General features: G+C 69.9%; 14 protein-coding genes and 1 pseudogene. 8 read left to right on the top strand and 7 right to left on the bottom strand.

Translation table 11 applies throughout. The features are described 5' to 3' along the window. Positions 1–142 precede the first annotated feature (142 nt). Genes J1C73_RS31555 through J1C73_RS31535 form a run of 5 tightly spaced genes read right to left on the bottom strand, consistent with a single transcriptional unit; the run spans position 143 to position 5582 of the window. On the bottom strand, positions 143–1453 hold the full coding sequence (locus tag J1C73_RS31555; RefSeq protein WP_207319367.1) for a DUF58 domain-containing protein: 1311 nt from the start codon (positions 1451–1453) through the stop codon (positions 143–145). Positions 1454–1464: 11 nt separating this feature from the next. After that, positions 1465–2466, bottom strand: coding sequence for an AAA family ATPase (locus J1C73_RS31550; protein ID WP_207319366.1), 1002 nt, complete (start codon positions 2464–2466; stop codon positions 1465–1467). After that, entirely contained in the window at positions 2463–3689 is a 1227-nt protein-coding gene (locus J1C73_RS31545; protein WP_207319365.1) for a DUF4350 domain-containing protein, read from the bottom strand. Before J1C73_RS31545 ends, J1C73_RS31550 begins: the two co-directional genes overlap by 4 nt. Beyond that, positions 3686–4375 carry a DUF4129 domain-containing protein gene (locus J1C73_RS31540; protein WP_207319364.1) on the bottom strand — a complete coding sequence of 230 codons (690 nt, stop codon included), beginning with the start codon at positions 4373–4375 and terminating at the stop codon, positions 3686–3688. Before J1C73_RS31540 ends, J1C73_RS31545 begins: the two co-directional genes overlap by 4 nt. 4 nt (positions 4376–4379) lie before the next feature. After that, positions 4380–5582 carry a DUF7847 domain-containing protein gene (locus J1C73_RS31535; protein ID WP_207319363.1) on the bottom strand — a complete coding sequence of 401 codons (1203 nt, stop codon included), beginning with the start codon at positions 5580–5582 and terminating at the stop codon, positions 4380–4382. Positions 5583–5722: 140 nt separating this feature from the next. On the opposite strand from J1C73_RS31535, the gene mtnA reads away from it, so the two are divergent. From mtnA to J1C73_RS31500, 7 genes and pseudogenes are all read left to right on the top strand, one after another. Beyond that, the gene (mtnA, locus tag J1C73_RS31530; protein ID WP_207319362.1) at positions 5723–6868 is read left to right on the top strand and encodes an S-methyl-5-thioribose-1-phosphate isomerase; all 1146 of its coding nucleotides are present in this window, start codon (positions 5723–5725) and stop codon (positions 6866–6868) included. A 4-nt stretch (positions 6869–6872) separates the two neighbouring features. Continuing rightward, entirely contained in the window at positions 6873–7562 is a 690-nt protein-coding gene (mtrA, locus tag J1C73_RS31525) for a two-component system response regulator MtrA (protein WP_187740742.1), read from the top strand. Position 7563: 1 nt separating this feature from the next. Continuing rightward, complete coding sequence (gene mtrB / locus J1C73_RS31520; protein ID WP_207319361.1) at positions 7564–9594, top strand: MtrAB system histidine kinase MtrB; 2031 nt, start codon at positions 7564–7566, stop codon at positions 9592–9594. After that, positions 9584–11449: an LpqB family beta-propeller domain-containing protein gene (locus tag J1C73_RS31515; protein WP_504744864.1), complete on the top strand. Its 1866-nt coding sequence runs from the start codon at positions 9584–9586 to the stop codon at positions 11447–11449. The genes mtrB and J1C73_RS31515 overlap by 11 nt, the downstream gene beginning before the upstream one ends. A 111-nt stretch (positions 11450–11560) precedes the next feature. Then, positions 11561–12288: pseudogene (locus tag J1C73_RS31510) on the top strand (ComF family protein). Positions 12289–12610: 322 nt separating this feature from the next. Beyond that, positions 12611–13300 (top strand): ribosome hibernation-promoting factor, HPF/YfiA family, encoded by a 690-nt coding sequence (hpf, locus tag J1C73_RS31505; protein WP_123471438.1) that lies wholly within the window; start codon positions 12611–12613, stop codon positions 13298–13300. 184 nt (positions 13301–13484) lie between these two features. Beyond that, the gene (locus tag J1C73_RS31500) at positions 13485–14240 is read left to right on the top strand and encodes a response regulator (RefSeq protein WP_207319359.1); all 756 of its coding nucleotides are present in this window, start codon (positions 13485–13487) and stop codon (positions 14238–14240) included. Between the two features lie 31 nt (positions 14241–14271). Here the strand turns inward: J1C73_RS31500 and J1C73_RS31495 are convergent, their stop codons facing one another. Together J1C73_RS31495 and J1C73_RS31490 are read right to left on the bottom strand one after the other, a co-directional pair. Next, on the bottom strand, positions 14272–15447 hold the full coding sequence (locus J1C73_RS31495) for a winged helix-turn-helix domain-containing protein (protein ID WP_207319358.1): 1176 nt from the start codon (positions 15445–15447) through the stop codon (positions 14272–14274). A 53-nt stretch (positions 15448–15500) separates the two neighbouring features. Next, a complete protein-coding gene (locus J1C73_RS31490) occupies positions 15501–16088 on the bottom strand; it encodes a GNAT family N-acetyltransferase (protein WP_207319357.1) in 588 nt (195 codons plus the stop codon). Between the two features lie 240 nt (positions 16089–16328). On the opposite strand from J1C73_RS31490, the gene secA reads away from it, so the two are divergent. Further along, complete coding sequence (secA, locus tag J1C73_RS31485; RefSeq protein WP_207319356.1) at positions 16329–19145, top strand: preprotein translocase subunit SecA; 2817 nt, start codon at positions 16329–16331, stop codon at positions 19143–19145. The last annotated feature ends 137 nt before the right edge of the window (positions 19146–19282 follow it).

The raw sequence follows: 19282 nt of genomic DNA, 5'->3' as shown, positions 1-19282 counted from the left end.
CTTTTGATAGTTAAGCCCCGTGCCCTTGTGGCACGGGGCTTTTCTGCGTTCCGGACCAGAAAGGGCTTGAACGGATCCGAGCGGGTCACGTCCGTCCTTCCTGACGTGCCCGCTGATCGGATCGGGTGCGGCCGCAGCCCCGCTACAGACGGCCTGCTGCCTTCAGCGCCAGATAGGCGTCGGCGAGAGCCGGCGCGAGGATGTCGGGAGGGGCGTCGACGACAACTACGCCGCGGCGCTGGAGCTGGTCCGCCGTTCGACGCCGTCGAGCCTTGGCCTGGGCACCGGCAGCTGCCTCGTAGACCGCGTCCACTGTGCCTCTCGCGCCGGCCATCTCCTCGATGTGCGGGTCGCTGACGGCCGCCAGCAGCAGGGTGTGGTGCTGGGTCAGGCGGGACAGGACGGGCAGCAGGCCCTCCTCGACGGGGGCCGCGTCGAGACTGGTCAGAAGCACGATCAAAGAACGGCGAGGGGCGCTCGCCAGAGCCGTGGCACTGAGGCCCCGCGTATCCGTTTCCATGAGCTCCGGTTCGAGCGGCGCCATCGCATCGACCATGGCCGACAGGACTTCCCCGGCTGCCCGGCGCTGAACGCGGGCGCGGACACGGCGGTCGTATGCGAGCAGATCCACGCGGTCGCCTGCTCGGGTGGCGAGAGCGGTCAGGAGCAGGGCAGCGTCCATCGCCGCGTCGAGACGAGGGACGTCACCGACCCGCCCTGCCGAGGTGCGGCCCGTATCGAGGATGACGAGGATGTGCCGGTCGCGCTCGGGGCGCCACGTCCGTACGGCGACGGCAGACTGGCGGGCGGTGGCCCGCCAGTCGATCGAGCGGGTGTCGTCGCCGGGGACGTAAGCACGAAGACTGTCGAACTCCGTACCCTCCCCGCGGGTCAGGACACTCGTGCGGCCGTCGAGTTCCCGCAGTCTGGCGAGGCGGGACGGCAGGTGCTTGCGACTGGTGAACGGCGGCAGGACCCGGACCGTCCAAGGGACTCGATGATTGCCTTGGCGGGCCACGAGGCCCAGCGGCCCGTACGAGCGGACAGTGACCAGCTCGGCCCGTCGGTCACCACGGCGGGTGGGGCGCAGGAATGTGGTGATGCGGCGGCGTTCGCCGGACGGGATCGTCAGCTTGTGGCGGGACGCGGACTGCTCCGCGCCCGGCTGCCAACTGCTGGGAGGCCAGGCATCACGGAGGTGTGCCCGCAGGCGGCGGCGGGAACGATTGACTACGGTGAGTTGCACTACTGCGCCGTCACCGAGTCGAACGCTTGTATCACCAGATCGGGTGAACTGGAGCGGACGCACTGGCGCAGCCAGGGCATAGTCGCACAGAATCGCTAGAGACAGCGGGGCGTTGACCGCGAGCATGCCCGTCCAGCTCGGGGCCAGGATGCCTACTGGGAGTGACCCCAGAGCGGCGAGCAGCGCGGTGCGTCCGGTGAGGGCCACGATTCACCGCCTCATCGGGGTACGGGTACTTGGGCGAGGACTGCGGTGATGACGGAGTCGGGGGTGACACCTTCCATCTCCGCCTCGGGCCGCAGCTGGATGCGGTGGCGGAGAGTGGGGAGGGCCAGGGCTTTCACGTCGTCCGGAATCACGTAGTCGCGGCCCGTGAGCCAGGCCCAGGCCCGGGCGGTGGAGAGCAGCGCAGTGGCACCTCGGGGTGAGACCCCGAGGGAGAGTGAGGGGGAATCACGCGTGGCACGACAGATATCCACGACGTAGCCGGCGATCTCGGGGGAGACGCTGGTCCTGGCGACAGCGGTGCGAGCGGCTTCCAGGTCGGCCGGTCCTGCGACCGGGCGTATGCCCGCTGCTTTGAGATCGCGGGGGTTGAAGCCGTCGGCATGGCGGGTCAGGACGTCGATCTCGTCCTCACGGGACGGAAGAGGCACCGTCAGCTTGAGGAGGAAGCGGTCCAACTGGGCCTCGGGAAGCGGGTATGTGCCCTCGTACTCCACCGGGTTCTGGGTGGCTGCGACGAGGAAGGGGTCGGGGAGGAGACGAGGGGTTCCGTCGACGGTGACCTGGCGCTCCTCCATTGCCTCCAGGAGGGAGGACTGGGTCTTGGGAGGTGTCCGGTTGATTTCGTCGGCGAGCAGGAGGTTGGTGAAGACCGGCCCCGGCTGGAAGGAGAACTCGGCGGTGCGGGCGTCGTAGACGAGGGACCCGGTGACGTCGCTGGGCATCAGGTCAGGGGTGAACTGGACGCGTTTGGTGTCGAGTTCGAGTGACGCCGCGAGGGCGCGGACCAAGAGGGTCTTGGCCACACCCGGGACGCCTTCGAGCAGGACGTGACCGCGGCAGAGCAGTGCGACGACCAGTCCGGTCACCGCCGGGTCCTGTCCGACCACGGCCTTGGCGATCTCGGAGCGCAGAGCTTCCAGGGAGGCGCGGGCCATGTCGTCGCTCCTGACGGTCTCGGCTGTCCCGGCGGGAACTGGGGGCGGGGCGGTCATGAGGTACGAACCTCCCTTTCGAGGGAGTCGAGTTGGTCTGCCAGAAGGACGAGCGCGGCGTCGTCGGAAGGAGCAGGGCCGAAGATCAGTTCTCGGAGGCCGCTGTCGGTCGTGCTGAGGCGCGCGGAGACGGCGGGCAGGAGCGTGACGGGGGAGTGGGCGTCCCGCGGGGAGACGCCGACGAGGGGGGCGATACGGGTGCGAGAGGCGTGGCGCAGTGAAGCGGCGGCCCGGTCGCGGGCGTTGGTCTTGCGGAGGAGGCGGGCACGGCCCTCGGTGGACTCGGAGGCGCGAATGGCCACGGGCAGCCGTTCGGCGATCACGGGGCCCAGGCGACGGGCTCGCCAGACGGCGGCAAGTACGGCGGCGATTGCGAGTTGCAGGGTGCCCCACAGCCAGCCCGAGGGGATCAGGTCGAGGAAGCTGCTCTCACCGCCTGCGCTCTCGTCCCCTGCACCGTCGTCATTGTTGCCGCCGCTGCTTGCGGCGGGGCTGTCAGCGAGCGAGGGGAGGTACCAGACCAGATGCGGGTGGGAGCCGAGGAGTTGAAGGGCCAGCGAAGCGTTGCCCTGATTGTCCAGACGGTCGTTGTACAGGATGTCAGGGGCACCGAGAAGGACGGTGTCGCCCGCTTCAGGCTGCCGGAGGAGCAGCAGGGAGGGAAGGCCGTCGGCCGGGTAGCAGGCGAGGGTGTCGAGGCTGTCCGAGGCGTAGCGCAAGCCACCCGTCTCGACATCGCCGGCTCGACGGGCCGCGTCCAAGGAGCACCGAGGGGCACGTGCGGTGACCGGGGCGGAGGACTCTGCTCGGACGCCGGGGGCCAGTGCGCCCACGGAGGGAGGGCCCGCAGCGATGAGCACGGTCCGGCCGGCGGCACCGGTGGTTGCCGTGCGGAGCTTGTTCTGCTGGACCGGCGTCAGCAGGTTGGGTGCGGCGACGAGCAGCGTGGTGTCGGGGCCGGCCGCGGATGTGGCGTCCTGGAGCGTGGTGACGACGCGGACGGAGACGCCACGGTCCTTGAGCAGTTCGGCGACGGCCCGGCTGCCGTAGCGGTCCGCGGAGCGGGGGTCGAGGCGTCCGTGCCGATCACCGGAGTGGGTGGCCGCCAGGGCGACTCCTGCGGCCACGAGCACGAGGACGGCGAGCAGCAGTCCGCGTGTGCGGATCCAGACCTGACGGGGAGTCGGGGAGGCCGAGGAGGAAGGGGTGGCGACCACGGTCATCCGGCGGCTCCCTGGAGCGCGCCGGTCAGCTGGGGCTTGGTGGACCCGAGCTCCAGGTCCAGGGCGAGCACGGTCAGATACGCCTGCTGGTCGGCGGTGCGGCCACCGTATGTGACGTCGTCGAACTGCCGGGCCGCCGCGAGCAGTCGCGTGGCGTGTGCGGGGAGCGGGTGGGCGGCTTCCGCGGCGGCTTCGTCGGCCGTACGGCCGGGGCGCGGGTCCAGCAGGGCGCGTTCCTCGAGGGAGCGGACGATGGCGCGCATCCGTTCCTGGACCGCCTGGTTCCAGCGGCCGGCGGCGGCGTGTGCCTCGGCGGCTGTGCGGTGCTCCGCAGCACTGCGCGGACCGTTCCGGAAGAGGGCGTCCGCCGGGCTGAAGCCGCGTTGCGGGGTGCCCAGCCGCCACCAGAGTGCGGCGACCAGAGCGAGGACGATCAGTACCAGGACGGCCAGTCCTGCCGGACCGCCGGGGGCGGCACCCGAGGCGGACGAGAGGAGATCGCCGATCCACTTCCACAGGTGGTCGAGTGCACGCTGGAGGAGGTTCGGGTCGTTCTCGTGGTACATCGGTTTGGACAATTCGTGCCGTGCCGCCTCGCGGCCGGGTACCCGCGGGGTGTCCACGGGTATGTCGCCGCTCGCCCGGATCAGCAGTTGTGATGCGGCTGTGCCGCCCGCCCCCGACACGGCGTCAGCTCCTGTTGTCGTAGCCCGGCAGGCCGGCTGCCCTGGCGAGGTCGAGGTCGAGTGCCTCGCGTCGGATGCGCTGGTCCACGTAGAGCAGCGCCATGACACCTGCGGAGAGTGGGTAGGTGATCGTTGCGATGACCACGTTGCCGATACCGGAGACGATCAGGAACGGCCAGCCGAGACTGTTGGCGCCATTGGTGAGGAACGCGTTCAGACCGCCGCCGTCCACGATCATCGCGATGATGCCGAACGGGATCCCGATCACCAGGGTCACGATGAGGATCAGCAGCCAGGTGAGCGCCAGGATGCCGAAGGTCCGCCACCAGGCACCCCGGATCAGTTTGGCGGAGCGCCGCATCGAGGTGGTGATCGACTGCCGCTCCAGCATCAGCGCAGGGGAGGCGAGGCAGAAGCGGACCATCAGCCAGACCAGCACGACACATGTGGCGAGCAGCGCGAGGAAGGCGAGCCCGACACCTGCCGTGTCGCCGAGCAGGTAGCCGGGCAGGAGTCCGACGGTCATGATGGCCGCGGCCATGACAGCCAACAGCAGTGTCAGGCCCAGCAGCGGGAACAGCCGGGGCCGGGCCTCGGCCCACGCGTCGGAGAGAGTGACGGGGCGGCCGAGCACCGAGCGGCTGATCACCACGGTCAGTACCGCTGTGGTGAAGATGGTGGCGAGCATCGTGATGAGCAGGGGCGGGGCGTTGTTCAGCAACGTGGACTGGAGCGAGTCGGCTTGCTGGCGCAGGGCCTCCGAGCCCGTGGCGTTCGAGTCGACCGACGGGGGATCGGGCAGCAGATAGCGCTGCACGAGGAGGATCGCGGTCTGGACGATCACGGAGACGGTGAGCGTGATGCTGAGGACCGTGCGCCAGTGGGCGCGCATGGTGGATACGGCGCCGTCCAGGATCTCGCCGACGCCCAGTGGCCGGAGCGGGATGACGCCGGGCCGGGCCGCATCCGGCAGGCCGCCCCAGCCGGGCCCTTGCGGCCGGCCGCCCCAGCCGGGGGCGGGTGGCGGTGCGCCGGGGCCGGTGCCGGAACTGCTCGGCGGGGACCACTGCCCTGCGGGCGGCTGCGTGGAAGACCAGTTTCCCGCAGGTCCGTTGCCGTCGACAGGCTCGGAAGGCCGGGGGATGCCCGCCTCCTGGCCGTCGGAGGGGGCAGATCCGGGCGAGGCCCAGCCCGGAGTGTCGTTCATTCTCGCTCCTTAACGGTCCTGTCCGCTCATCGGGGCGTCAGGTTGGCAGCCATCGTGCCACGCGTTGCACCGGTCCGGGCCTGGTGCTCTATCTCCTTCGTCCCTTCATTTGTGGGCGGCTCACCGGGCAGACTGGGTGGATGGCTGATCAGGACGCGCAACCGCCGGTGGGCATCGCCCCCTCGGCGCTTTCCGTACTTCGCTGGGACGAGCCTCCGGAGGGTCCGGTGCTGGTGCTTCTCGACCAGACGCGGTTGCCTGCGGAGGAAGCCGAGCTGGTGTGTGCCGATGTGCCCGCGCTGGTGGAGGCGATCCGGACGCTGGCGGTGCGGGGAGCACCGCTGCTGGGTATCGCGGGGGCTTATGGCGTGGCGCTCGCCGCGGTACGGGGCCAGGACGTGGAGGTGGCCGCAGGGCTGCTGGAGCGGGCGCGGCCCACCGCGGTGAACCTCGGCTACGGCGTGCGGCGGGCCGCCGGGGTGTACCGGGCTGCGGTCGAGAAGGGGGCAGGTCCGGCGCAGGCCGCGGCGGAGGTGCTGGCAGAGGCCAGGGCCCTGCACCGGGAGGACGCCGTGGCCAGCGGTCGCATGGCGCGGTTCGGGCTCGCCCTCCTGGACGAGCTGCTGCCCGACGGCGGGCAGCAGCTGCTGACCCACTGCAACACCGGGGCGCTCGTCTCGGGAGGCGAGGGCACCGCCTTCGCGGTGGCGCTCGGCGCGCACCGGGCAGGCCGGCTGAGGCGGCTGTGGGTGGACGAGACCCGTCCACTGCTCCAGGGCGCCAGGCTCACCGCGTACGAGGCGGCTCGCAGCGGTATGCCGTACAGCCTGCTCACGGACAACGCTGCGGGGTCGCTGTTCGCCGCGGGGGAGGTGGATGCCGTACTCATCGGTGCGGACCGCATCGCCGCGGACGGATCCGTGGCCAACAAGGTGGGGAGTTATCCGCTGGCGGTGCTCGCGAAGTATCACCACGTACCGTTCATCGTGGTGGCCCCGACCACGACCGTGGATCTGGACACCGCGGACGGGGCGTCGATCACCGTGGAGCAGAGGCCCGGACGGGAAGTGACTGAGGTCACATTGTCGCAGGTCGGGGTAGCCGGCCGGGAAACGGGTGGCGTGGTCGTGGCACCGCTGGGATCCCCGGCGTACAACCCCGCCTTCGACATCACGCCGCCGGAGCTGGTCACGGCGATCGTCACGGAGGAGGGCGTAATCTCCCCGGTCACAGGGGTCGGACTGGCAGAGCTGTGTGCCAGGTCATCGCAGATAACGATTAGCTAATGGGATGATGTCGATTATGAAGGGACGCGTCCTTGTCGTCGACGACGACACCGCACTGGCCGAGATGCTCGGCATTGTGCTGCGTGGTGAGGGGTTCGAGCCGTCGTTCGTAGCGGACGGCGACAAGGCACTTGCTGCATTTCGTGAGGCAAAGCCGGACCTGGTTCTGCTGGATCTCATGCTGCCCGGTAGGGACGGCATCGAGGTCTGCAGGCTGATCAGGGCCGAGTCAGGTGTGCCGATCGTCATGCTCACTGCCAAGAGCGACACGGTTGACGTGGTGGTGGGCCTGGAGTCCGGGGCCGACGACTACATCGTCAAGCCGTTCAAACCTAAGGAGTTGGTTGCCCGGATCAGGGCACGTTTGCGGAGGTCCGAGGAGCCGGCGCCGGAGCAGCTGACCATCGGCGATCTGGTCATAGATGTGGCCGGGCACTCGGTGAAGCGGGACGGGCAGTCCATTGCCCTGACCCCGCTGGAGTTCGACCTGCTGGTCGCGCTCGCCCGTAAGCCGTGGCAGGTCTTCACCCGTGAGGTACTGCTCGAGCAGGTATGGGGATATCGCCATGCCGCCGACACCCGGCTGGTGAACGTGCATGTTCAGCGTCTCCGCTCCAAGGTCGAGAAGGACCCGGAGCGGCCGGAGATCGTGGTGACCGTCCGAGGCGTCGGATACAAGGCCGGACCGAGCTGACATGTCCCTGGGTAGCGCTGCTCCGAAGCCCGGGGAGCCGGGAGTCCGTGCGGAGCGGGCTGCCGGTTCAGGGTCTGCGTCGTCTCACTTCGGACGGTTCCTGCGGGGCGGCCGGTTGTTCCAGAACCGGGCGCCCGGCGGGCCGGTGCCGCGTCTGCTGATGCGCTGGGTGCGGCGTCCGCTGCTGCCCGCGGTGCGGCTGTGGCGGCGCAACCTTCAGCTGCGGGTCGTCGCGGGCACGCTGCTGATGTCGCTCGGTGTGGTGCTGCTGCTCGGCCTGGTCGTGATCGGGCAGGTGCGCAACGGCCTGCTGGACGCGAAGGGCAAGGCCGCCCAGACACAGGCCGCGGGCGGATTCGCTGCTGCCCAGGAGAAGGCGAACGCACCACTCACCCCTGCTACCGGGCAGGGCGGCGACGCCGCGGACGGCACGACGGCCAACAACTCCTGGCGGACCGAGCTCGTCGACCAGCTCGCCAGCGGCGGGAAGAACGCCTTCAACGTGGTGGCGCTCAGCGCCGACGAGGGCTCCCGCGCGCCCAGGGGCTCGGGCAGCGTCGAGGCCGCGAGTATTCCGCAGAGCCTGCGCGATTCCGTGAACAAGGGCCCTGGAGCATTCCAGACGTACTCCCTGATCCGCTACGCGAACGGGCAGGAGTCGCAGCCCGGTCTCGTCGTGGGCAAGCGGCTCTACGACATCGACCGCAACCCCTACCAGCTGTACTACGTCTTCCCGCTGACGCAGGAGGAGAAGTCCCTGACCCTGGTCAAGGGCACACTGGCCACCGCGGGCCTGTTCGTGGTCGTGCTGCTCGGGGCCATCGCCTGGTTCGTGGTGCGCCAGGTCGTCACACCCGTCCGCATGGCGGCCGGGATCGCGGAGCGGCTCTCCGCCGGCCGACTGCAGGAGCGGATGAAGGTCACCGGCGAGGACGACATCGCCCGGCTCGGTGAGGCCTTCAACAAGATGGCGCAGAACCTTCAGCTGAAGATCCAGCAGCTGGAGGAGCTCTCGCGGATGCAGCGGCGGTTCGTCTCGGACGTCTCGCACGAGCTGCGGACACCGCTGACGACGGTACGGATGGCTGCCGATGTCATCCATGAGGCGCGAGTCGACTTCGACCCCGTCACTGCTCGTTCCGCGGAGCTGCTCGGTGACCAGCTCGACCGGTTCGAGTCGCTGCTCTCCGATCTGCTGGAGATCAGCAGGTTCGACGCGGGAGCCGCGGCACTGGAGGCCGAGCCGATAGACCTGCGGCAGGTCGTGCGACGGGTGATCGGTGGCGCCGAGCCGCTGGCCGAGCGCAAGGGCACCCGGATCCGGGTGGTCGGTGACGAGCAGCCGGTGATAGCGGAGGCCGATGCGCGGCGGGTCGAAAGGGTCCTGCGCAACCTGGTCGTCAACGCAGTCGAGCACGGTGAGGGACGCGATGTCGTGGTGCGGATGGGGGTGGCCGGCGGAGCGGTCGCGGTGGCCGTCCGGGACTACGGAGTGGGGCTGAAGCCCGGCGAGGCGACCCGGGTGTTCAACCGCTTCTGGCGGGCCGACCCGGCCCGCGCGAGGACGACCGGCGGCACCGGTCTGGGGCTGTCGATCGCCGTCGAGGACGCCCGGCTGCACGGCGGCTGGCTGCAGGCCTGGGGCGAGCCCGGTGGCGGCTCGCAGTTCCGGCTGACGCTGCCGCGTACGGCGGACGAGCCGCTGCGCGGTTCGCCGATACCGCTGGAGCCCGAGGACTCACGGCGCAACCGGGAGAGCCGGGAGCGGGCCGCGGCGGCCCCCGCGCAGGCCACGGGCAGTGAGCACCGGCTGATGGCGGTGCCCTCCCAGCCGACGGGTACGGACCGCTCACCGCTGCCGGTACCGGCTCGCGCCCCCGCGGCTGCCCGGACCGCACCGGTCTCGGTGCATCCGGCGGCACTGCCGGGCAGCGGCGCACGGGTGGTGCCGCGGTCCGCCGAGGAGCGGCCCGGCGACAACGACTCCCCGGGGCAGGATCCGGGGCGGGAGGACACGACTCGTGGGCACTGACCGTCATCAGGGCGGCCTCGGACGTGCGGGGGGGCTGACCGTGCTGCTGGGATGCGGCGCCCTGCTGCTCACGGCGTGCGGCTCGATGCCCGTCACCGGGGACGTCAAGGCCGTGGACGCCTCGCAGCCCGGCGACTCCCAGGTGCAGGTGTATGCGGTCGCACCGCGTGACGGTGCCACGCCGAACGAGGTGGTCGACGGTTTCCTGGAGTCGATGACCAGCGATGACTCCGACTTCCGGACGACGCGCAAGTACCTCACGCAGGAGGCGTCGAAGGCCTGGAAGCCGAGTGCGCTCACCACCGTGCTGGCCAAGGCGCCGAACCGGAGCGACCGGCCGTCCCACGAGGGTGACCGCAGCACCACCGAGGTCACCTACACGCTGTCCGGCGAGAAGGTGGCGACGGTCGACGAGCAGAACGCCTACCAGCCGCTGGCTCAGACGGACTACGCCCGCACCCTCCACCTGGTGCGGCAGAACGGGCCGGACGGCAAGGAGTGGCGCATCGACATCGTGCCGGACGGCCTGGTGCTCGGGCAGTCGGACTTCAAGCGGCTCTACCGTTCCGTCAACAAGTTCTACTTCGCGACCGGTCGTTCCGAGGCACAGTCCACCCTGGTCGCCGACCCGGTCTACATCCGTAACCGGACGGACCCCGTCACCGGGACGGACACCGTGACGCAGGCGGTCCGCAGTCTCCTGAGGGGCCCGACCGACTGGCTGCGGCCGGTGGTCGAATCACGTTTCCCGGCGGGGACAGGACTGCGGAAGGACGTCATCTCGCTGACGCCCGACGACCGCAACGTACTGAAGGTCCCGCTCAACAAGAAGGCGGACGGGGCCGGACAGCGTTCCTGCCGGATGATGGCCTCGCAGGTGCTCTTCACTCTCCGGGACCTGACGTCGGCGCGGGTCGAGCAGGTGGAGCTGCAGCGTTCGGACGGTTCGCCGTTGTGCGTGCTCGGGTCGGATCAGGCCGAGGAGTACGCCCCCGACGGTTCGTCGGGCGGGCCCGACAGCCAGTACTTCGTCGATGCCAAGGGGCATGTGCAGCGCATTCCGGGGAGCACCAGGGGCAGCGGGGAACCGGAGCCGGTGGCCGGGCCGTTCGGTGCCGGTCCGGCGCGGGTGAGCGAGGTCGGCGTGGCCAGGGACGAGCAGTTGGCCGCGGCGCTGTCGCAGCACCACGACGCGCTTTACGTTGCCTCCATCACCGAGGACGGCCAGCTGCCGGCCCCGGCGGTGACGAGCAAGGCCGGCGGTTCCGAGGACCGTCTGACGGCGCCCAGCTGGGACGGCAGGGGTGACCTCTGGGTCGCCGACCGGGACCCGGACAACCCCAGGCTGCTGCGGCTGGCCGGTGGTGCGGGCAAGCCGCAGGAGGTCACGGTGCCGAGTCTGAACGGCAGCCGGATCGAGGGACTGCGGCTGTCCTCGGACGGAGTGCGCATCGCACTGCTGCTCAAGAGCGACGGCCATACCACGCTGAGGATCGGCCGGATCGAGCGTCAGGGACCGCAGGACAAGCAGCGGGTTTCCGTGGTGGACTTGCGGCAGGCCGCGCCGCAGCTGGCGGATGTGACCGCGATGTCGTGGTCGGGCGGCAGCCGTCTCGTGGTGGTCGGCAAGGAGCAGGGCGGCGTGCAGCAGGTCCGCTACGTCCAGGCGGACGGCTCGACGCCTGCCTCGGGCGTGTTGCCCGGGGTGAACCAGGTGCGGGCGATCGCCGCGGCGGACGACGAGCAGTTGCCGCTGATGGCGGACACGCAGGGCGACGGAATAGTGAAGCTGCTGCCCGGTGACAACTGGCAGACCGTCCTCAAGGAGGGTTCGGCGCTGGTCTACCCGGGCTGACGCCCGCACCTGCCCGCACCCCCGTACCGCCTGCATCCGCCCGATTCCGCCGGCCCCGGGCGGTTGTCCACAGGGGTGGTCCGGCGGCCCGGTCGGGGGCACAGTGGAGTTATGCGCGGGTGGTGGCGTGAGATCACCGGACTGGTCCTGCCGGTGGCCTGTGGGGGCTGCGGCAGACCGCGGACCGAGCTGTGCGAGGAGTGCGCGCGCAGCTCCACGGCGGGGTTCCGCGCCGGGTGAGGCCTGAGCCGGAGCCGGCCGGTCTGCCCGCGGTCCATGCCGCCGCCGGCTACGAGAACGCGGTACGGGCGCTGCTGCTGGCCCACAAGGAGCGGGGTGCACTCGGCCTGGCAGGGGCACTCGGCAAGGCGCTGGCGGGTGCCGTGCGGGCCGGGGCGGGGCCGTCGTCCGAGCCGGGACCCCTGCTGCTCGTGCCCGTGCCTTCGTCGCGCCGGGCCGTCGCGGCACGAGGACATGATCCGACGCGCCGGATTGCGTTGGCGGCCGCGGCGGAACTGCGGCGTGCGGGCACCCCGGCCCGGGTGGCCGCGGTGCTGCGGCAGCGGCGTCCGGTGGCCGACCAGTCGGGGCTCGGAGCCGGGGCGCGCCGGGCGAATCTGGCGGGTGCGCTGGAGGTGGTGGCCGGGGGCGGGCGACTGCTGGCAGCCGGACGGCCGGTGCTGGTCGACGACTTGCTCACGACAGGTGCCTCGCTGGCCGAGGCGGCACGGGCGGTCGACCGGACGGACGGGCCGGACAGCACTGGTTCCGGGGCGCTCCAGGCGGCCGTTGTCGCAGTATCTCCGTCCGCCTTCGAAATAAACCGGAACTGGAAGTGAACTTGCATCGTTGCAGGTGGTGAGTGGGTAAAAAGACCTGAACGGAGGTACGTGCGAGTAGCGGGTGCCGACAGGTGGCCGAGCAGGCTATGTTCGGTTGTGAGGAATGGTGAATGCCAGACCTCGGCGAATGCACCACCAGGTTTCGGGCAGGTGACCCACCAGCAGTTCAGAATCCGGAAATTCGGTGGGGTGGAGACCTCGCCGTCGGGGGAGGAGGAGGTGGAAGCCACCGAGTCCGCGGCTTCGGTTACCACCGGGGCCTGGTGCAAAAGGGAGATGCTCCGCCACTGAGCGGAGCGATCCGGGAACGGAGTTCTGCGTGGACATCGTCGTCAAGGGCCGCAAGACCGAGGTGCCCGAGCGGTTCCGCAAGCACGTGGCCGAGAAGCTGAAGCTGGACAAGATCCAGAAGTTCGACGGCAAGGTGATCAGCCTCGACGTGGAGGTGTCCAAGGAGCCGAATCCCCGTCAGGCCGACCGTTCCGACCGGGTGGAGATCACGCTCCGCTCGCGTGGGCCGGTCATCAGGGCGGAAGCGGCCGCAGGCGACCCGTACGCAGCGCTGGACCTGGCCACCGGCAAGCTGGAGGCCAGGCTGCGCAAGCAGCACGACAAGCGCTACAGCCGCCGCGGCTCGGGCCGCATCTCAGCTGCCGAGGTCGCCGAGGTCGTGCCGGACGCGGCTTCGTTCAACGGCGACGGCGTGCTGATCGCCGACGAAGTGGCAAAGCCCGTGCCCACCACCAGGATCGGCTCGCTCGAGGTACAGGGCGAAGGACCGCTGGTGATGCGCGAGAAGACGCACGTCGCGGCACCCATGTCGCTCGACCAGGCGCTCTATGAGATGGAGCTGGTAGGACATGACTTCTACCTGTTCGTGGACTCCGAGACGAAGGAGCCGAGTGTCGTCTACCGGCGGCACGCCTACGACTACGGTGTCATCCACCTGAGGACCGACCCGCTGGCCGCCGATGAGGCGGGCGGCGCGGGTGGTGCGCTCGGCGGCTGACGCCCCCTCCGTGGTGCCCCTGGAGCGCCGTGTGCGCCCCCAGGGGCACCCGCGTGCGACCACTGGATCACCGCTCTGACGTCCAGGCATGAAATCATGGCGGCCCAAGCCAATCGGTGCTCTGTGAACTGCCGTTGGCGGACAGTTTGTGAACTTCAGGCCATGGCCTTCAGGGGGAGGAACGATGGCGGACACCTTCGGGCCCGTGCGCGATGCGAATGATGCCGGCTCTGCTTCCGGTGCCCACACCGGAGCGGACGACGGCAGTGGTTCCCACAAGGAACCGATCCGGGTCCTCGTGGTCGACGACCACGCGCTCTTCCGCAGAGGACTGGAGATCGTCCTCGCGCAGGAGGAGGACATCCAGGTCGTCGGCGAGGCCGGGGACGGGGCGGAGGCGGTCGACAAGGCGGCCGATCTGCTGCCCGACATCGTGCTGATGGATGTGCGGATGCCCAAACGCGGTGGTATCGAGGCCTGTACCTCCATCAAGGAGGTGGCTCCCAGCGCGAAGATCATCATGCTGACGATCAGCGACGAGGAGGCCGACCTCTACGACGCCATCAAGGCGGGCGCCACCGGCTATCTCCTCAAGGAGATCTCCACGGACGAGGTCGCCACCGCGATCCGTGCGGTCGCCGACGGGCAGTCCCAGATCAGTCCGTCCATGGCGTCGAAACTGCTCACCGAGTTCAAATCGATGATCCAGCGGACCGACGAGCGCCGGCTGGTGCCGGCGCCCCGGCTCACCGAACGTGAGCTCGAAGTCCTCAAACTGGTTGCTACGGGCATGAACAATCGCGATATCGCGAAGGAACTCTTCATTTCCGAGAACACCGTGAAGAACCACGTCCGCAACATTCTGGAGAAGCTCCAGCTGCACTCCCGGATGGAAGCCGTGGTCTACGCCATGCGGGAGAAGATCCTCGAGATCAGGTGACGCGGCCGGGTAAAGCCCCGGGAATGCGTGGTCACGCCAGGACGCGGGCGATTTCCCGCGTGAGCGGTCCGCGCAGTTCCGGTGCGTCCACCCGCTCCAGCCGGACCTCGGTGCAGCCGACCCACGACGCCGCCTCGACCAGAGCCTGCGCCATCGGCGGCACGGCCTTCGGGCCCGCCAGGGACACCTGCCGGGCGACCAGCGTCGTGCCCTCACGCGCCGGGTCGACCCGGCCCTGCAGTCTGCCGCCCGCCAGCAGGGGCATCGCGAAGTAGCCGTGGATCCGCTTGGGCTTGGGGACGTAGGCCTCCAGCCGGTGGGTGAAGGCGAAGATCCGCTCGGTGCGCGCCCGCTCCCAGACCAGCGAGTCGAACGGCGACAGCAGCGTCGTACGGTGCCGGCCGCGCGGCTCCGAGGCCAGTGCCGCCGGATCCGCCCAGGCCGGCTTCGCCCAGCCCTGCACCGTCACCGGCACCAGGCCGGAGTCCGCGACCACCGCGTCGAACTGCTCGCCCCTGAGCCGGTGGTAGTCGGCGATGTCCGCGCGGGTGCCCACGCCCAGCGACTGCCCGGCCAGCGCCACCAGGCGCCGCACGCACTCCGCGTCGTCCAGGTCGTCGTGGAGCACCGCATCGGGCAGGGCCCGTTCCGCGAGGTCGTAGACCCGCTTCCAGCCGCGCCGCTCGGTGCACACCACCTCGCCGTACATCAGGGCCCGCTCGACGGCGACCTTCGACGCCGACCAGTCCCACCACTCCCCGCCGTTCTTCGCGCCGCCCAGCTCCGTGGCCGTCAGCGGGCCCTCGGTGCGCAACTGCTTGATGACCGTGTCGTACGCGCCGTCGGGCAGGTCGTGGTGCCACTGCGGGCGCGAGCGGTAGGCGCGGCGGCGGAAGGCGAAGTGCGGCCACTCCTCGACCGGCAGGATGCACGCCGCGTGCGACCAGTACTCGAAGGCGCGGCCCCCCGACCAGTACGCCTCCTCCACCGGGCGACGGCCCACGGCGCCGAGGCGCGCGTACGGGATCAGCTCGTGCGACCGCGCGAGCACCGAGATCGTGTCGAGCTGGACGGCGCCGAGATGCCGCAGCACGCCCGGCACCCCGGCCCGGCGGTCCGGAGTGCCCAGGAAGCCCTGGGCGCGCAGGGCGATCCTGCGGGCCTGATCGGCGGAGAGTTCGGCTGCGGGAGGCTGCACAGACGTCATGACTCGAACCCTAGGGGGCGGCACTGACAGTCCGGCCCGGAATTCCGCGGTCCTCACGGGCGGACGGGGGCCACCGCCGGAAGGTAGGCGCAGGTCCCCGGCAGCCCGAGGTCGGACGGGAGCAGCGCACCGGTCCACGTATCGCGTCGCACCCCCTTGTTGAGCAGTCCGGAGCGCTGGTCGCCCTCCATGAGGAAGCCGGCCCGCAGCGCCACCGCCCGCGAGGGGACATTGCCGGTCTCGGCCCGCCACTCCAGCCGGTCCCCGCCGAGCGAGGTGAAGGTCCAGTGGGCGGCGCGGCGGACCGCCTCCGTCATGTAGCCGCGGCCGCGGTGCTCCCCGGCGGTCCAGAACCCCACCTCGTAGGTGCCCGGCTGGTTGCGGCGGTTGATGCCGAGCGCACCGGTCAGGGCCCCGCCGTCGCGCAGCACGACGGCGAAGTTGTACATGGAGTCGTCCTGCCAGCCGACGGGCGAGAACTGCCGGGTGAAGAGCTCCGCGTCGGTGCGGCCGTACGGCGAGGGGACGACCGTCCAGCGCTGGATGTCCGGATCCTGGCAGGCGGCGTGCACCTCGTCCGCGTCGCCCGGGGCGAAGGGGCGCAGCAGCAGGCGGTCGGTGGTGAGGGTGATCGGTTCCATGTACGGATTCTGGTGACCGGCCCGGGTGCGGGCGAGCACTTTTCGGACTTCCCGGCACCTTCGGCCCCCTTGGGCCGTTGATCGGGAAGGGCACTGCGAGCTCAACGCGGTGGCAGCCCTCCCGGCGCGGCGGGGTCCTCGCTTACGATGGCCGTTGCGGTGGGGCCCACCTGCCGTGCCCGCGCCAGAGTCCATAACACGACCCAGTGCCAGGCCCGACCGGCAAGGAGACCAGCCTCAGTGTCCGTCTTCAACAAGCTCATGCGTGCAGGCGAAGGCAAGATCCTGCGCAAACTGCACCGCATCGCGGACCAGGTCAGCTCCATCGAAGAGGACTTCGTCAACCTCTCCGACGCCGAGCTGCGGGCGCTCACCGACGAGTACAAGGAACGGTACGCGGACGGCGAGAGCCTGGACGACCTGCTTCCCGAAGCATTCGCGACCGTCCGTGAGGCCGCCAAGCGGGCCCTCGGACAGCGCCATTACGACGTTCAGATGATGGGCGGCGCAGCCCTGCACCTCGGCTATGTGGCCGAGATGAAGACCGGCGAGGGCAAGACCCTGGTCGGCACGCTGCCCGCGTATCTCAACGCGCTCTCCGGCAAGGGCGTGCACCTGATCACGGTCAACGACTATCTGGCCGAGCGCGACTCGGAGATGATGGGCCGGGTCCACAAGTTCCTCGGGCTGGAGGTCGGCTGCATCATCGCCAACATGACGCCGGCCCAGCGTCGTGAGCAGTACGCCTGCGACATCACGTACGGCACGAACAACGAGTTCGGCTTCGACTACCTCCGCGACAACATGGCGTGGTCGCAGGACGAGCTCGTCCAGCGCGGTCACAACTTCGCGATCGTCGACGAGGTCGACTCGATCCTGGTCGACGAGGCCCGTACCCCGCTGATCATCTCCGGTCCCGCCGACCAGGCCACCAAGTGGTACGGCGACTTCGCCAAGCTGGTCACCCGGCTGGCCAAGGGTGAGGCGGGCAACCCGCTCAAGGGCATCGAGGAGACCGGCGACTACGAGGTCGACGAGAAGAAGCGGACCGTCGCGATCCACGAGCCCGGTGTCGCGAAGGTGGAGGACTGGCTCGGCATCGAGAACCTCTACGAGTCGGTGAACACCCCCCTCGTCGGGTACCTCAACAACGCCATCAAGGCCAAGGAACTCTTCAAGAAGGACAAGGACTACGTCGTCATCGACGGCGAGGTCATGATCGTCGACGAGCACACCGGCCGTATCCTCGCCGGCCGCCGCTACAACGAGGGCATGCACCAGGCGATCGAGGCGAAGGAAGGGGTGGACATCAAGGACGAGAACCAGACCCTCGCCACGATCACCCTGCAGAACTTCTTCCGCCTCTACGGCAAGCTCTCCGGCATGACCGGTACGGCGATGACCGAGGCCGCCGAGTTCCACCAGATCTACAAGCTCGGTGTCGTGCCGATCCCGACCAACCGACCGATGGTCCGGGCCGACCAGTCGGACCTGATCTACCGCACCGAGGTCGCGAAGTTCGCCGCCGTCGTCGACGACATCGCGGAGAAGCACGAGAAGGGCCAGCCGATCCTGGTCGGCACCACCTCGGTCGAGAAGTCCGAGTACCTCTCGCAGCAGCTCTCCAAGCGTGGTGTGCAGCACGAGGTCCTCAACGCCAAGCAGCACGACCGGGAGGCGCCGATCATCGCGCAGGCCGGCCGCAAGGGTGCCGTCACGGTCGCGACGAACATGGCGGGCCGCGGTACGGACATCAAGCTGGGCGGCAACCCCGACGACCTGGCCGAGGCGGATCTGCGTCAGCGCGGACTCGACCCGGTCGACCACGTCGAGGAGTGGGCGGCCGCGCTGCCCGCGGCGCTGGAGAAGGCCGAGCAGGCGGTGAAGGCCGAGCACGACGAGGTCAAGGACCTCGGCGGGCTCTACGTCCTGGGTACCGAGCGGCACGAGTCGCGCCGCATCGACAACCAGCTGCGCGGTCGTTCCGGCCGCCAGGGCGACCCGGGCGAGTCCCGCTTCTACCTGTCGCTGGGCGACGACCTGATGCGTCTGTTCAAGGCGCAGATGGTCGAGCGCGTGATGTCGATGGCCAACGTGCCGGACGATGTGCCGATCGAGAACAAGATGGTCACGCGGGCGATCGCGTCGGCCCAGTCGCAGGTCGAGCAGCAGAACTTCGAGACGCGTAAGAACGTCCTGAAGTACGACGAGGTGCTCAACCGGCAGCGTGAGGTCATCTACGGCGAGCGGCGCCGGGTGCTTGAGGGCGAGGACCTCCAGGACCAGATCCGCCACTTCATGGATGACACGATCGACGACTACATCCGCCAGGAGACGGCGGAGGGGTTCGCCGAGGAGTGGGACCTGGACCGGCTGTGGGGCGCGTTCAAGCAGCTCTACCCGGTGAAGGTCACGGTCGCCGAGCTGGAGGAGGCCGCCGGGGATCTCGCCGGGGTCACCGCCGAGTTCATCGCCGAGTCGGTCAAGGACGACATCCACGAGCAGTACGACGAGCGGGAGAAGACGCTCGGCTCCGACATCATGCGTGAGCTGGAGCGGCGCGTGGTGCTGTCGGTGCTGGACCGCAAGTGGCGTGAGCACCTCTACGAGATGGACTACCTCCAGGAGGGCATCGGCCTGCGGGCCATGGCGCAGAAGGACCCGCTGGTCGAGTACCAGCGCGAGGGCTTCGACATGTTCAACGCCATGATGGAGGGCATCAAGGAGGAGTCCGTCGGCTACCTGTTCAACCTGGAGGTCCAGGTCGAGCAGCAGGTCGAGGAGGTGCCGGTGCAGGACGCGGGGACCTCGCTGTCCAAGGAGGACGCCGTTCCGGCGGCGCGTCCGGAGATCCGGGCGAAGGGGCTCGACGCCCCGCAGCGCCCCGACCGGCTGCACTTCTCCGCTCCCACGGTGGACGGGGAGGGCGGGGTCGTCGAGGGCGACTTCTCCAACGTCGACAGTGACGGGGCCGGTGCTGAGTCCGACGGGCTCACCCGGGCCGAGCGGCGCAAGGCGCAGAAGAGTGGCGGGGGCGGGCGGCGCCGCAAGAAGTAGCGCGCGCTGACTGCTGGATCGCGGCCGGGGCCGGACACCGTACGGGTGTCCGGCCCCGGCCGTTGTGCGGGGGTGGGGGCCCGTGCGGTGGCGGTACGGCGGGCCCCCGCGCCGGAGGACTGGAACAGGGGCTGGGT

The organism is Streptomyces laculatispora (genome assembly GCF_017353455.1).
GTDB lineage: Bacteria > Actinomycetota > Actinomycetes > Streptomycetales > Streptomycetaceae > Streptomyces > Streptomyces laculatispora.
The sequence above is the reverse complement of the archived record's forward strand: the minus strand, read 5'-3'. Positions and strand labels throughout refer to the sequence as shown.